This window comes from Klebsiella sp. 10982 (assembly GCF_048589245.1).
GTDB classification, from domain to species: Bacteria; Pseudomonadota; Gammaproteobacteria; order Enterobacterales; family Enterobacteriaceae; genus Klebsiella; species Klebsiella quasivariicola.
On the sequence record NZ_JBMAXV010000006.1, the window covers coordinates 143,560 to 157,061 of the forward strand.

15 protein-coding genes are annotated in these 13,502 nt (G+C 58.4%); 11 read left to right on the plus strand and 4 right to left on the minus strand.

Annotated features, from left to right (window positions below; all coding sequences use genetic code 11):
• Positions 1-109 precede the first annotated feature (109 nt).
• Positions 110-1,012, minus strand: a complete 903-nt coding sequence (locus ACKLKD_RS07640; protein ID WP_080924577.1) for a LysR family transcriptional regulator — start codon at positions 1,010-1,012, stop codon at positions 110-112.
• Between the two features lie 130 nt (positions 1,013-1,142).
• Here ACKLKD_RS07640 and ACKLKD_RS07645 point away from each other — a divergent pair, with 130 nt between their 5' ends.
• Positions 1,143-2,393 (plus strand): MFS transporter, encoded by a 1,251-nt coding sequence (locus ACKLKD_RS07645; protein WP_087805602.1) that lies wholly within the window; start codon positions 1,143-1,145, stop codon positions 2,391-2,393.
• A gap of 30 nt (positions 2,394-2,423) precedes the next feature.
• On the opposite strand, the gene ACKLKD_RS07650 is transcribed toward ACKLKD_RS07645, so the two are convergent.
• On the minus strand, positions 2,424-2,516 hold the full coding sequence (locus tag ACKLKD_RS07650; RefSeq protein ID WP_210235180.1) for a KPN_01571 family protein: 93 nt from the start codon (positions 2,514-2,516) through the stop codon (positions 2,424-2,426).
• 216 nt (positions 2,517-2,732) lie between these two features.
• Between ACKLKD_RS07650 and ACKLKD_RS07655 the strand changes: the two genes are divergently transcribed.
• The 4 genes from ACKLKD_RS07655 to ACKLKD_RS07670 all read left to right on the plus strand — a co-directional run bounded on the left by ACKLKD_RS07655 (position 2,733) and on the right by ACKLKD_RS07670 (position 6,605).
• A complete protein-coding gene (locus ACKLKD_RS07655; RefSeq protein WP_087805600.1) occupies positions 2,733-4,220 on the plus strand; it encodes a carboxypeptidase M32 in 1,488 nt (495 codons plus the stop codon).
• A 163-nt stretch (positions 4,221-4,383) separates the two neighbouring features.
• Complete coding sequence (gene asr, locus ACKLKD_RS07660; protein ID WP_087805599.1) at positions 4,384-4,746, plus strand: acid resistance repetitive basic protein Asr; 363 nt, start codon at positions 4,384-4,386, stop codon at positions 4,744-4,746.
• Between the two features lie 938 nt (positions 4,747-5,684).
• Positions 5,685-6,497 carry a trypsin-like serine peptidase gene (locus ACKLKD_RS07665; RefSeq protein ID WP_165931800.1) on the plus strand — a complete coding sequence of 271 codons (813 nt, stop codon included), beginning with the start codon at positions 5,685-5,687 and terminating at the stop codon, positions 6,495-6,497.
• A 21-nt stretch (positions 6,498-6,518) separates the two neighbouring features.
• On the plus strand, positions 6,519-6,605 hold the full coding sequence (locus ACKLKD_RS07670) for a hypothetical protein (RefSeq protein ID WP_370511765.1): 87 nt from the start codon (positions 6,519-6,521) through the stop codon (positions 6,603-6,605).
• A 62-nt stretch (positions 6,606-6,667) separates the two neighbouring features.
• Here the strand turns inward: ACKLKD_RS07670 and kpnF are convergent, their stop codons facing one another.
• A complete protein-coding gene (kpnF, locus tag ACKLKD_RS07675; RefSeq protein WP_025712278.1) occupies positions 6,668-6,997 on the minus strand; it encodes a multidrug efflux SMR transporter subunit KpnF in 330 nt (109 codons plus the stop codon).
• Complete coding sequence (gene kpnE / locus ACKLKD_RS07680) at positions 6,984-7,346, minus strand: multidrug efflux SMR transporter subunit KpnE (RefSeq protein WP_087805597.1); 363 nt, start codon at positions 7,344-7,346, stop codon at positions 6,984-6,986. The genes kpnF and kpnE overlap by 14 nt, the downstream gene beginning before the upstream one ends.
• A 443-nt stretch (positions 7,347-7,789) precedes the next feature.
• On the opposite strand from kpnE, the gene ACKLKD_RS07685 reads away from it, so the two are divergent.
• The 6 genes from ACKLKD_RS07685 to mdcE all read left to right on the plus strand — a co-directional run bounded on the left by ACKLKD_RS07685 (position 7,790) and on the right by mdcE (position 13,490).
• Positions 7,790-8,824: an AI-2E family transporter gene (locus ACKLKD_RS07685; protein ID WP_087805595.1), complete on the plus strand. Its 1,035-nt coding sequence runs from the start codon at positions 7,790-7,792 to the stop codon at positions 8,822-8,824.
• A gap of 225 nt (positions 8,825-9,049) precedes the next feature.
• Positions 9,050-10,705, plus strand: a complete 1,656-nt coding sequence (gene mdcA / locus ACKLKD_RS07690) for a malonate decarboxylase subunit alpha (protein ID WP_087805593.1) — start codon at positions 9,050-9,052, stop codon at positions 10,703-10,705.
• On the plus strand, positions 10,705-11,547 hold the full coding sequence (locus tag ACKLKD_RS07695; RefSeq protein WP_087805591.1) for a triphosphoribosyl-dephospho-CoA synthase: 843 nt from the start codon (positions 10,705-10,707) through the stop codon (positions 11,545-11,547). The genes mdcA and ACKLKD_RS07695 overlap by 1 nt, the downstream gene beginning before the upstream one ends.
• Positions 11,548-11,564: 17 nt before the next feature.
• Positions 11,565-11,864: a malonate decarboxylase acyl carrier protein gene (gene mdcC, locus ACKLKD_RS07700; RefSeq protein WP_012541865.1), complete on the plus strand. Its 300-nt coding sequence runs from the start codon at positions 11,565-11,567 to the stop codon at positions 11,862-11,864.
• The gene (locus ACKLKD_RS07705; protein WP_087805589.1) at positions 11,857-12,690 is read left to right on the plus strand and encodes a biotin-independent malonate decarboxylase subunit beta; all 834 of its coding nucleotides are present in this window, start codon (positions 11,857-11,859) and stop codon (positions 12,688-12,690) included. Before mdcC ends, ACKLKD_RS07705 begins: the two co-directional genes overlap by 8 nt.
• Complete coding sequence (gene mdcE, locus ACKLKD_RS07710) at positions 12,690-13,490, plus strand: biotin-independent malonate decarboxylase subunit gamma (RefSeq protein WP_012968318.1); 801 nt, start codon at positions 12,690-12,692, stop codon at positions 13,488-13,490. The genes ACKLKD_RS07705 and mdcE overlap by 1 nt, the downstream gene beginning before the upstream one ends.
• Positions 13,491-13,502: the final 12 nt, after the last annotated feature.

Genomic DNA, 13,502 nt, shown 5'->3' on the forward strand with positions numbered 1-13,502 from the left:
TTTTCGCGCTTCGAAATAAACTTTCGGCTATGGTGAAGCACTTCGATGGTGAACGTCAAATTTTTACTTAGCCTTGTGATTTACTGCACATTTCCAGCCTGTTTTCGCCTCAATTCTGCTCGGTTTTCCAGGCCAGCAGCGCATCGCGAAAGCGTTTTGCCAGCGCCCCCTGTTCGTGGTGCTTCGACCACACCAGCCACATCTCCGATACGGCATCCTGCTCCTCAATCGGCAGCCAGCGCATTTCACTGAGCTGCACGCGCTGAAAGGAGGCCGGCAGAATCGACACCCCCAGCCCGGCCGCCACCAGGCCGATAATGGTCATCGCCTCCCCCACCTCCTGGGCAATCACCGGCGTATGCCCGTAGCGGCGCAGCAAGCCGAGGATGTCGTCATACAGGCCGGTGCCGACGTGCGGGTCGAAAAAGACGAAGGGTTCACGCGCCAGCGCCGCCAGGCTGACCGAGGGCAGACCGGCCAGCGGATGGTTGGCCGGCACCATCGCCAGCAGCGGTTCGCGCAGCACCCGCTCCCATGCCAGGGTGTCCGGTAACTGAGTATTGCGCAACAGTCCCAGGTCGAGGGCTCCCTCGCTCAGCGGCACGATCTGTTCGCGAGTGTTGGTCTCCCGGGTCAGAATATGCACATCCGGATAGCGCTGGCGAAACATCGACAGCGTATCAGACACCGCCTTAATGAAAGGCGCCGACGAAGTAAAACCGATACGCAGCTCGCCAGTTTCCCCATGATGCAGACGCGCGGCGCGGGCGGCCGCGTCATCGACCTGGGCGAGGATTTGGCGGCTGTCGGCGAGAAACTGTTTCCCGGCCGCCGTCAGGCTAACGCTGCGGTTGGTGCGGGCGAACAGACGCGCCCCGGTCTGCTGCTCAAGGATCTGAATTTGCTGACTTAACGGCGGTTGCGAGATGTTCAGTCGCGCCGCGGCGCGGCCAAAATGCAGCTCTTCGGCGACAGCGATAAAGTAGCGCAGATGACGCAACTCGATATTCATATTTAAAACGTCTTATTTGAGATTATTAATATATTAGACAGAATATTTACATTTTCATACCCTAAAAATGTGAGCTGAATGGTCACAACACTCTGTTGGTAAGCAGCAACTTCTACGCAAGGAATTCTCTGTGAGTCGTACAACAACCGTTGACACCGTGCCGGCGGGCGAGGTCAGCGTCGCTGGTGCATCCCGCCCGGATCAGTTTATTAAGCGCGGCACCCCGCAGTTTATGCGCGTCACCCTCGCACTGTTCTCCGCCGGGCTGGCCACCTTCGCCCTGCTCTACTGCGTGCAGCCGATCCTGCCGGTTCTGTCGAACGAGTTCGCTGTATCGCCGGCCAGCAGCAGTATCTCACTCTCCATTTCCACAGCGATGCTGGCGGTGGGCCTGCTGTTTACCGGCCCGCTCTCCGATGCCGTTGGCCGCAAACCGGTGATGGTCACCGCTCTGCTGCTGGCCGCCTGCTGCTCGCTGTTGTCGACCATGATGACCAGCTGGCACGGCATCCTCATTATGCGCGCGCTGATCGGCCTGTCGCTAAGCGGCGTGGCGGCGGTTGGCATGACCTACCTGAGCGAGGAGATCCATCCCAGCTTTGTGGCCTTTTCCATGGGGCTGTACATCAGCGGCAACTCCATCGGCGGTATGAGCGGCCGCTTGCTCACCGGGGTATTCACCGATTTCTTCGGCTGGCGCGTGGCGCTGGCGGTAATCAGCGGCTTCGCGCTGGCTGCGGCCATTATGTTCTGGCGCATCCTGCCCGAGTCGCGCCATTTTCGTCCAACGTCGCTGCGACCAAAAACATTACTGATTAACTTCCGCCTGCACTGGCGTGACCGCGGCCTGCCGCTGCTGTTCGTCGAAGGTTTCCTGCTGATGGGGGCCTTTGTCACCCTGTTTAACTACATTGGTTACCGGCTGATGATGTCGCCATGGTCGTTAAGCCAGACAGTGGTGGGTCTGCTGTCGGTGGCCTATCTCACCGGCACCTGGAGTTCCCCGAAGGCGGGCGCCATGACGGTACGCTATGGCCGCGGGCCGGTGATGCTCGGCTTTACGGCGGTGATGCTCTGCGGTCTGCTGCTGACGCTCTTTTCTTCACTGTGGCTCATTTTCATCGGCATGCTATTGTTTTCGGCGGGATTTTTCGCCGCGCACTCGGTTGCCAGCAGCTGGATTGGCCCCCGCGCTCGCCGCGCCCGCGGCCAGGCGTCATCGCTGTATTTGTTCAGCTATTATTTAGGCTCCAGTCTGGCGGGGACATTAGGCGGAGTGTTCTGGCACCACTACGGTTGGAACGGCGTCGGAGGCTTTATCGCGCTACTGCTCCTTGCCGCGCTACTGACCGGCACGTGCCTGCATCGGCGACTGAAATAGTCGTTTGTGACGTGGCCTGCGGGCCACGTTTCACCACATGCCCATGATGGATGACAAACCCATCAGCTCTCTCAAGGCATCAATGGACAATAAAGCAATAAACAGCCAGGTGAACGGATTCATAAACCACCCCCGAACCTCCAGACCTGTGTAATCGATCACAGTTTAGTACCGATATGTTACCGTTTTCTGTCACACCGATCACAGAGGTGAGCTTATTCTCCCACCATGTGTCTTTCCCTTCCCCTGTGCGCAACGCTCGACCCGCGGGGCGTATCAGGATAGTGTAGAAGCAGACCGATAATCTCTTTATTCACCTGTCACGGACCGCACGCTACTATGACTGAAAATACGCCTTATCAGCAGCTTACCCGCACCTTTCAGCGCCTGTCGCGCTTTTCGCATCTCTCCGCCATCGCCGGCTGGGATATGTTCGCGATGATGCCCCCGGGCGGGAGCGTCGCCCGCAGCGAAGCGCTGGCCGAGCTCGGCGTGCTGCAGCATCAGATCCTGACCGATAAAAAAGTGGGGCAATGGCTTCAGGAGGCCCGCCAGCAGGATCTCAATGATGTCGAACAGGCCAACCTGCGCGAAATGCAGCGTCAGTACGATCAGGCGGCGCTGCTGCCGGAGAGCCTGGTGGAGGCCAAATCGCTGGCCGGTAGCCGCTGCGAGCATGCCTGGCGCAGCCAGCGTCCCGCCAACGACTGGACGGGCTTTGCCGACAATCTTCGCGAGGTGGTCAAACTGAGCCGTCAGGAAGCGCAGATCCGCGCCGATGCCAGAGGCGGTTCACGCTACGACGCGCTGCTGGATATTTTCGAACCGGATATGACCAGCGCGCGGCTGGACAGCCTGTTCGCCGATCTCAAATCGTGGCTACCCTCCCTGCTTAGCCAGGCGGTGGAGAAGCAGGCGAAGCAGACGTTAATCGCCCCGCAGGGGCCTTTCCCCATTGCTGAACAACGGGAACTGGGCCTGCAGGCGATGCGCATCCTCGGCTTTGACTTCGACGGCGGGCGCCTCGATATCAGCGCCCACCCGTTCTGCGGCGGCGTCCCCCAGGACGTGCGCATAACCACTCGCTACAATGAAAACGATCTGCTCAGCGCCCTGTTCGGCGTGATCCACGAAACCGGCCACGCCCGCTATGAACAGAACCTGCCCCGACCGTGGATCGACCAGCCGGTTGGGCTCGCCCGCTCCACCGCCATTCACGAATCGCAGAGCCTGTTCTTTGAGATGCAGCTGGGGCGCAGCGAGCGCTTCCTCAACCGCCTGTTGCCGGCGGTGCGCGAGCGCTTTGGCGACCAGCCGGCCTTCAGCCAGGACAATTTTGTCGCCTGGAATCAGCGAGTGAAACCGGGCTTTATTCGCGTCGATGCCGACGAGGTCAGTTACCCGGCGCATGTGATCCTGCGCTATGAAATTGAACGCGCGCTGATCGACGGCGAGATTGAGGTGGAAGATATTCCATCGCTCTGGGACGAGAAAATGCAGCACTGGCTGGGGCTGTCGACCACCGGCAACTATCGGGATGGCTGCATGCAGGATATTCACTGGACCGACGGCGGCTTTGGTTACTTCCCTTCCTACACCCTGGGCGCAATGTATGCCGCGCAGCTGATGGCCGCCGCTCGCCGTGCGCTGCCGACCTTAGACCGCGATATCGCCGAAGGGGATTTCAGCGCCCTGTTCGACTGGCTGCGACAAAATATCTGGCAGCATGGCAGCCGCTTCACCACCTCGCAGTTGATCCAGCAGGCCACCGGCGAAGAACTAAGCAGCCGCTATTTCCGCGACCATCTTACCGCCCGTTACCTGTGATCGTGCGCGCCGGGCTACCCGGCGCGTCCTTCCCCCCTGGCTTGTACATTCGGTTACACGCCGATACCAAACACTCACGGAAAGCCCGAAAAGACAAGCATATAGTGATTTCACCGGCCCCGCAGTGGGGTTGAAATTAAGAAAACTTTTCGAGGATATCAGAATGAAAAAAGTATTAGCTCTGGTCGTTGCCGCTGCTATGGGTCTCTCTTCTGCCGCTTTCGCTGCTGATGCAGCAAGCACCACTCAGGCGCCAGCTGCTACCCACAGCACGGCTGCCAAGACCACTCATCACAAAAAACAGCACAAAGCTGCGGCAAAACCGGCTGCAGAGCAGAAAGCGCAGGCTGCCAAAAAACACAAAAAAGCAGACGCTAAACCAGCCGCTCCGCAGAAAGCCCAGGCAGCGAAAAAGCACCACAAAACTGCGGCTAAACCGGTAGCCCAGAAAGCCCAGGCAGCAAAAAAACACCACAAAACCACTAAACACCAGGCCGCTAAACCGGCTGCACAGCCGGCAGCATAATTCCTACCGGTGAACCAACCTTCTTAAATAATCGGCGCTGTTTCAGCGCCGTTTTTTCTGGAGAGCACTATGCTGCGGCGCTATCGTTTTGAGCTCATCCTGATCCTGTTAATCATTTGCGCAGTGGTTGCTACCCGCTTTTTCCTCTATTAATCCTGTCCACCCCGCTCTGATTTTGTTGCTCCTGCTGGCTTTTCAGTTAACTCACTATCGTGCGGCTATCGCTGACCACACCTTCCTGCATCTCTTTTACCTGAAAATTCCAGCAGCACAAAAATGTCCGGCGCCCGAAGACGCCAGACACTTAAGTCATAAACTATTGCGCGCCGGCCACCTCGCAGTGACCAGACTCTTCACAGTACGCGTACCGCTTCCATCACCAGATAACCGGTCGCACCCCAGATAGCGACCGAGACCAGGGAAACATAAACCAGTGCGCGAATACCTTTTTTAGACATATACCCTCCGAACCACGGGGAAATAGAATTGAGGTATCATCGCCGGTATTACCTCTCTATTTACTCAACGGCTGGTTGACCGTAACAACGTTTTCAGTGAGAAAATGTTTCGCATTGAAAATAATTACGAGGGGCGTAAAGAAGTGCGAATTCTGGTGAAGTTCTGCTGGGTAAACGTATTATTTTTGCGCCCATCCCTGACAAACCAGGAATAGTCCCAAGAGCGAATTGATGCAATATTAATCAGATTCAGTACGTTCTGATACACGAATTGAGTTGCGCCGCACGCCGCTTTCTGCGGAAATAATCACTGAAGACTGTTGGCATTAACTGTTTGAAATCAGACGGTTTAGCCGGCAGTCTTTCCAGCCGCGCTTCGGTAAAAATTGCCGTTTGGGCTGACTGGAATTAGTGTTTACTTTCAAAAACTTAAATCTCCTGCTACTGTCAATAGACATCATAGCCTCCCCAGAGAGTGATATGCGTAGAGACGTTCTGTTATTACTGTGTTCATTTTATCTGTTGCCTCTGGGCGCCCATGCCGATGAGAGCGGTCTGAGCGCCAAAGACATTAAAACGCTCTTTTTCGGCCACGATGATCGTAAAGCCGTCAGCCACCCTGAAGAGAGCCCGTGGGATGCGATTGGCCAGCTGGAAACCGCCAGCGGCAATTTGTGTACGGCCACGCTCATCTCTCCGCATCTGGCGCTAACCGCGGGACACTGTCTGTTAACCCCCCCGCGCGGCAAGCCGGACAAAGCGGTCGCCCTGCGCTTTATTTCCCGCAACGGCAACTGGGTGTATGAGATTCACGGTATTGATGGGCGGGTGGAGCCAGGTTTAGGTAAGCGCCTGAAGGCTGATGGCGATGGCTGGATCGTCCCCTCCGCCGCTGCGCCGTCAGATTTTGGCTTGATCGTCCTGCGTTACGCCCCGTCGGGCATCACGCCGATCCCGCTTTTCCCCGGCAGTAAGGCCGATTTAACCGCCGCGCTGAAGGCAGCGGACCGGAAAGTGACCCAGTCAGGTTATCCTGAAGATCATCTGGATAATCTGTACAGTCACCAGGATTGCATTGTGACCGGCTGGGCGCAAAGCAGCGTGCTGTCGCACCAGTGCGACACCCTGCCAGGGGACAGCGGCTCGCCGCTGCTGCTGAAGACCGAGGATGGCTGGCAGGTGATCGCCGTGCAAAGCTCCGCTCCTGGTCCGCAGGATCGCTGGCGGGCCGACAACCGCGCCATTTCCGTCACCGGCTTTCGTGATAAGCTCGAAACGCTGGCCGGAGAGTAATAGACCGTGATCGGCGAGAGAATGTATTTTTGCCCCCTCGTGGCGGAAGAAATTTTTCGCCAGCCGAAAGCCGTGAACCTGCGCAGTCCTCATCATCACCGGGCATAATTACAAGCTGGCCATCACCACAGTGGGCCTGTTTGCCGCCTGCCTTCGCAGGCGGCAAGACGTCAGGCGAGCTTAATGAGCACCATGCCGGCCACCAGCAGGATGAGCCCCGCCCAGCCTTTGTTATTCAGGCGCTGACCAAACAGCACCCAACCGGCGGCAATGGTCGCCGCGATACCGAAGCCGCCCCACAGCGCATAGGCGACTGAGAGATCGATCCCTTTGACCGCCTGTGACAGGGCGCTGAATGCCCCCAACACCGCCGCCAGGGACAGGATACCGTAGATTTTGCGGCGGAAGCCGTCGGAAAACTTCAAAAAGACGTTGGCGATGATTTCAAGCACGATGGCGATAGCCAGCCAGGCGGCGTGTACCCACTCAAACTGCTGCATGGCTCACCTCCTGCGGCTTCGACGTTTTTTTCTGAGTCCCGGACTTAATTAAGACAATCCCCGCCACCAGGGTCGTCAGGCCGGCTATCTTCAACAGCGACAGGCTTTCATCAAACAACAGAACGCTAAACAGAGTAATCAGCAAAATGCCAATTCCTTCCCACAATGCATAAGCCACGCCGAGGGCTATTTTTTTAACTGCAAAGGCGAGAAAAATATATGAGAGGGCAATCATGGCCAGCATTAAAATAAAGCCGGTGAGCCCACCACTCACGCTTGCCCATTTCATAGACAAGGTGCCGGTAATTTCAGCGACAATCGCTAAAGCCAATAAAATCCAATAAAACATGATCCTTTCTCCTGCTTGAGAATATAATCCATTACCGTTTACGCGAAACGTAAACCGGAAAATTTCTGACGTAGATTTCGCTGTGCGCTTGGCGCCAGCTCAGGCAGTAAGAAAGGTGACTATAGCGCCGAATGCCAGTGCTGTTCGCCGGCAAAACGGGAAAAAGAAAGGGATACTGCGGGGTGATTTAAAATATACATCCTGAACTGATTGTCCATAAAATTACAATTATCCGCGGTGTTGCTTCTCGTCCGGTGCGGATGAAAATTGTCCTCAGTAGTTATACACAGCTAAATTTGTAGCATAGTGCTACATTTAATTCAAAGACTTTGCAATTCTTTACGCCGCTGTTTTGCTTCAATGCGTTTTTTCTGCAAAAAAACGTCATTATGCTAATGTAACGCAACCTGTTAATAGGCAAGGAAGATCGAGGTCGGGACCCTATGGCTAAACCCATTATTACACTTAACGGATTAAAGATGGTCATCATGCTGGGCATGCTGGTGATCATCCTTACCGGCATTCGCTTTGCGGCGGACATTATTGTCCCTTTTATTCTCGCCCTCTTTCTGGCGGTGATCATCAATCCGCTGGTACAACTGCTGGTCCGCTGCCGGGTACCGCGCGTACTGGCGATTTCGCTGCTGATTGGCCTCATTGTCATGCTGGCCGTGGTGCTGCTGGCTTCGCTGGGGACCTCGCTGAACGAGCTGGCGCGTACCCTGCCGCAGTATCGCAACTATCTGTATGAGCCGATGCAGACCATCGCCCCCTGGCTGCAGCGCATGGGGTTCACCGTCTCGGTGGTGGAGCTGAATAAATACATCGACCCTAACGCGGTGATGACGCTGGTCACCAGCCTGCTCACTCAGCTGTCGAACGCGATGTCCTCGATTTTTCTGCTGCTGCTGACGGTGGTATTTATGCTGCTGGAGGTCCCCCAGCTTCCCGCCAAGCTGCAACAGCTGATGTCCCGTCCGGTTGAAGGGATGGGCGCCATTCAGCGGGCCATCGACAGCGTGTCGCATTATCTGGTGCTGAAAACCGCGATTAGCCTGGTGACCGGCCTGGTGGTCTGGGGCATGCTAGTGCTGCTGGACGTGCGCTTCGCCTTCATGTGGGGACTGTTGGCCTTCGCGCTCAACTATATTCCCAATATTGGCTCCGTGCTGGCGGCCATCCCGCCGATCCTGCAGGTACTGGTGTTTGGCGGGCTGTACGAGGCGCTGGTGGTCCTGGCCGGCTACTTGATCGTCAACCTGGTGTTCGGCAACATTCTGGAGCCACGGGTGATGGGACGTGGCCTGGGGCTCTCCACGCTGGTAGTGTTTCTGTCCTTGATCTTCTGGGGCTGGCTATTGGGCCCGGTCGGCATGCTGCTGTCGGTGCCACTGACGATTATCGCCAAAATTGCCCTCGAGCAGACCAGCGGCGGTCAGAGTATTGCTTTCTTATTAAGTGATGTCAGTAAAGAATAACCCCTTCCCACGGCCGGCCGTGTATCGGCCGGCTTCCTCACCTGCGCTCTTCCCTTAGACCACTACGCCTTTCGTATTATTGATCCCTATCACAAACGGTAAGACCCAATCGTTACTCTAAAGCTAACAATTAGCCGCCGTGCTTAATTGATGCGCAGCGCCGCGCATCGCACACTAACTTCCACCAGGACAAACAAAACGATTTGTCGAATCAGGAGGTTAACAATGAATGCTGAACAAACGACGGCGCGGGTCTGGAACCGTCGCCGGACGGAAAAACAGCGGCGGCTGGCCGAAGCGAAGATCGCCGGCAAAGTCATCCCCACTGACCAGCTGGTCAGCGTACTGGAAAATCTGCTCGCCCCGGGCGATCGGGTGGTGCTGGAAGGCAACAACCAGAAACAGGCTGATTTCCTCTCCCGCATGCTCGCCGAGGTCAATCCGCAAAAAATTCACGACCTGCATATGGTTATGCCCAGCGTCGGGCGCAGCGAGCATCTGGACCTGTTTGAAAAAGGCATTGCCCGTAAACTGGATTTCTCTTTCTCCGGCACCCAGAGCCTGCGCATTTCGCAGCTGCTGGAAGATGGCCTGCTCGAAATCGGCGCCATCCACACCTATATCGAACTCTACTCCCGCCTGTACGTTGATCTGTCGCCAAACGTCGCGCTGATCGCGGGCTATAAAGCCGACCGCAAAGGCAACCTGTACACCGGGCCAAGTACTGAAGATACCCCGGCGCTGGTCGAAGCCGCCGCCTTCCACGATGGCATTGTGATAGCCCAGGTCAACGAACTGGTGGACGACGAATGCGATCTGCCGCGCGTCGATATTCCCGGCTCGTGGATTGATTACGTGGTGGTCGCCGACAAACCGTTCTTCATTGAACCGCTGTTCACCCGCGACCCGCGCCTGATTAAGCAAGAACACATTCTGATGGCGATGATGGCGATCAAAGGCATCTACGCGGAGCATCAGGTGCAGTCGCTTAACCACGGTATCGGCTTTAATACCGCTGCTATTGAACTGCTGCTGCCCACCTACGGCGAACAGCTCGGCCTGAAAGGCAAAATCTGTAAACACTGGACGCTGAATCCGCATCCGACCTTAATCCCGGCCATCGAGAGCGGCTGGGTGGAGAGCGTGCACTGTTTCGGCGGCGAACTGGGGATGGAAGAGTACATCCGCGCCCGCCCGGATATCTTCTTTACCGGCCCGGATGGCTCAATGCGCTCTAACCGCGCCTTCTGCCAGCTGGCAGGTCAGTACGCGGTAGATATGTTTATCGGTTCGACCCTGCAGGTTGATGGCCTGGCTAACTCCTCCACCGTCACCCGCGGCCGCCTATCCGGCTTCGGCGGCGCGCCGAACATGGGCCACGACCCGCACGGTCGCCGCCACGCCACCCCGGCCTGGCTCAATATGATCACCGAGCCAGACCCGATGCAGCGCGGGAAAAAACTGGTGGTGCAGATGGTGGAAACCTTCCAGGCCGGGGTGAAACCGACCTTCGTTGAAACGCTCGACGCCGTCGACGTCGCCAAAACTTCCGGCATGCCGCTGGCGCCGGTGATGATTTACGGCGACGACGTGACCCATGTGCTGACCGAAGAAGGTATCGCCTACCTGTACCGCGCGGAAAGCCTTGAAGAGCGCCGGGCAATGGTCGCCGCGGTGGCCGGGATCACTGATATCGGTCTTGGGGTGGACGCCAAACGCGTCGCCGCGCTGCGCCAGAGTGGCAAAGTGGTGTACCCGGAAGATATCGGCATTCGCCGTAGCGATGCCACCCGCTCGCTACTGGCGGCCGGCAGCGTCGCCGACCTGGTGGAGTGGTCCGACGGACTGTACAACCCACCGGCAAAATTCCGGAGCTGGTAATGAAAAATCTCTCCCCCCTGCACGCAGAAAGCCGCGTCAGCTGGCTGGCGCATACCGCCAGCGCGTGTCTGATTGACGAAGCCCGTCTGAGTCCGAAACCGGGCCTGGTCGATAGTCGCGGCAACGGCGCGCATCAGGATCTCAATCTGGACCTGATGGAACGCTCCGCCCGCAGCCTGCAGCCGACCTTTCACGCGCTGGCGCAGCAAAGCTGGCAGCGTCCGGCGGATATCGCCCTGCGCGAAACCGTCGGCCGCCTCGGTCGCGAAGGTGAAGCGCAGATGATGATGGCGACAGGTGGAGTTAACACCCACCGCGGCGCCATTTGGGCGCTGGGCCTGCTGGTCAGCGCGGTGGCGATGTTGGGTGGAGAGGGTCAATCACAGGCGATCGCCGCCGCCGCAGCCGCCCTTGCCCGCCTGCCGGACGGTTTCGCGCCGAAAAGCTTTAGTAAGGGTCTGCGCGCCAGCCGCCGCTGGCAGGTGCCGGGCGCACGCGAGGAAGCGCAGCGCGGATTTCCGCATGTTACCACCCTGGCGCTGCCGCAACTGCAGCAAAGCCGGGCGCGAGGCGCCAGCGAGCCGCAGGCGCGCCTTGATGCGCTGATGGCCATCATGACCTCGCTGAGCGATACCTGCGTGCTGTCGCGCGCCGGCATGACCGGCCTGCACACCATGCAGCAAGGCGCCCGCGAGGTGCTGGCCGCCGGCGGTTGCGCCAGTGCCGCGGGTCGCGCCGCCCTGGCGCGTCTTGATACGCAAATGCTGGCGCACAACGCCTCGCCGGGTGGCGCGGCCGATCTCCTTGCCGCCACCCTGTTTCTCGACCGGGTTGCCGGCTAACGCATTCAGAGGATGTTATGGAACAGATTACATTGTCATTTCCTGCCAACCGCGCCCTCAGCGGCAAAGCATTGGCAGGGGTCGTAGGTTCAGGCGATATGGAAGTGCTTTATACCGCCGCACAGAGCGCCACGCTCAACGTACAGATCACCACCTCCGTGGATAACAGCCAGGCGCGCTGGCAGGCGCTGTTCGACAGGCTGAACCTGATCAACGGCCTGCCTGCCGGGCAACTGATTATCCACGACTTCGGCGCCACGCCGGGCGTCGCCCGTATTCGTATTGAACAAGTCTTTGAGGAGGCCGCTCATGCGTAACGATCGCAGCTTTATCGAACTGTGCGCTCGCGAACGCGCCCACGCCCTGCTGGACGACGGCAGCTACCGCGAACTGCTGGATCCGTTTGAAGGCATTATGTCGCCGTGGCTCGGCGCGCAGGGCATCGTCCCACAGTCCGACGACGGTATGGTGGTCGCCAAAGGCACGATCAACGGCCAACCTGCGGTGGTGATTGCCATCGAAGGCACCTTCCAGGGCGGCAGTATGGGCGAAGTCTCCGGCGCCAAAATGGCCGCCGCGCTGGAGCTGGCGGCGGAAGATAACCGCAACGGTATCCCGACCCAGGCGGTGCTGTGCCTCGAAACCGGCGGCGTACGTCTGCAGGAGGCCAACCTTGGTCTGGCCGCCATCGCCGATATTCATGCCGCGATTGTCGACCTGCGCCGCTACACCCCGGTCGTCGGCATTATTACCGGTACCGTCGGCTGCTTCGGCGGCATGTCCATCGCCGCGGCGCTGTGCAGCTACCTTATCGTCACTCGTGAAGCCCGTCTTGGCCTCAACGGCCCGCAGGTTATCGAGCAGGAAGCCGGCATTGAAGAGTACGACTCCCGCAACCGGCCGTTTATCTGGAGCATGACCGGGGGTGAAATTCGCGCCGCCAGCGGCCTGATCGACGCGCTGGTTAACGATGGCGTTAACGCCGTTAAAACCGCAATGAACGAGGCGATCGCCAAAGGCGTACCGGTACAGCACCGTAGCGACAACTATGACGATTATCTGCGTCGCTTGAGCCAGTTCGATACCCGCCAGCAGGCGGATACCGCGCAGATTAAACAGCTTTTTGCCCGGGAGGATAAATAATGAGTCAGTTCCCAAACCGCGCCGCGCTGTGGCTGAATAAACTGGCGCCCGACGCGCCGCTGATGAGTGGTCTGTGCCCTTCGGTGCAGGTCGCAGATGGCCAGATTGATGGCGAAAGCGTCCGCTTTATCGCCGTGGTGCCAGACGCCAACAACCACTACCCGCGCGCCGCCGGCGGCGAAGTCGGCTTGCTGGAAGGCTGGACGCTGGCGAAAGTGGTCAATGAAACCATCGCCGCTGACGCTGACCAGCCTGTCAAACGGCCGATCGTCGCGGTAATTGATGTCCCAAGCCAGGCCTATGGCCGCCGCGAAGAAGCTTTCGGCATCCACCAGGCGCTAGCCGGGGCGGCAGGCGCCTACGCCAAAGCCCGTCTTGCCGGCCACCCGGTGATTGGCCTGATTGTCGGAAAAGCGATGTCCGGGGCGTTTCTGGCCCACGGCTATCAGGCCAACCGCCTGATCGCCTTTAACGATAGCGGTGTGCTGGTCCACGCGATGGGGAAAGAATCGGCAGCGCGCATTACGCTGCGTACCGTGGAGGCGCTGGAGAAACTGGCGGCGACAATCCCGCCGATGGCCTACGACGTCAGCAACTATGCGACGCTCGGCCTGCTCTCCGCCCTTCTGGATATTAATAATCCGGATGCGCCAGACGAAGGCGATCTGTCGCTGGTCAGCCGTACCCTGCGCGACGCCATCGCTGACGCGCGCAAAGATACCTCACTGAAGTGCCGCCTGGGCGCGGAAAACCGCCGCAGCTCACAACTGGTTCGCGATCGCATGCGCGCCAGCTGGTAAGACGTTCGTACG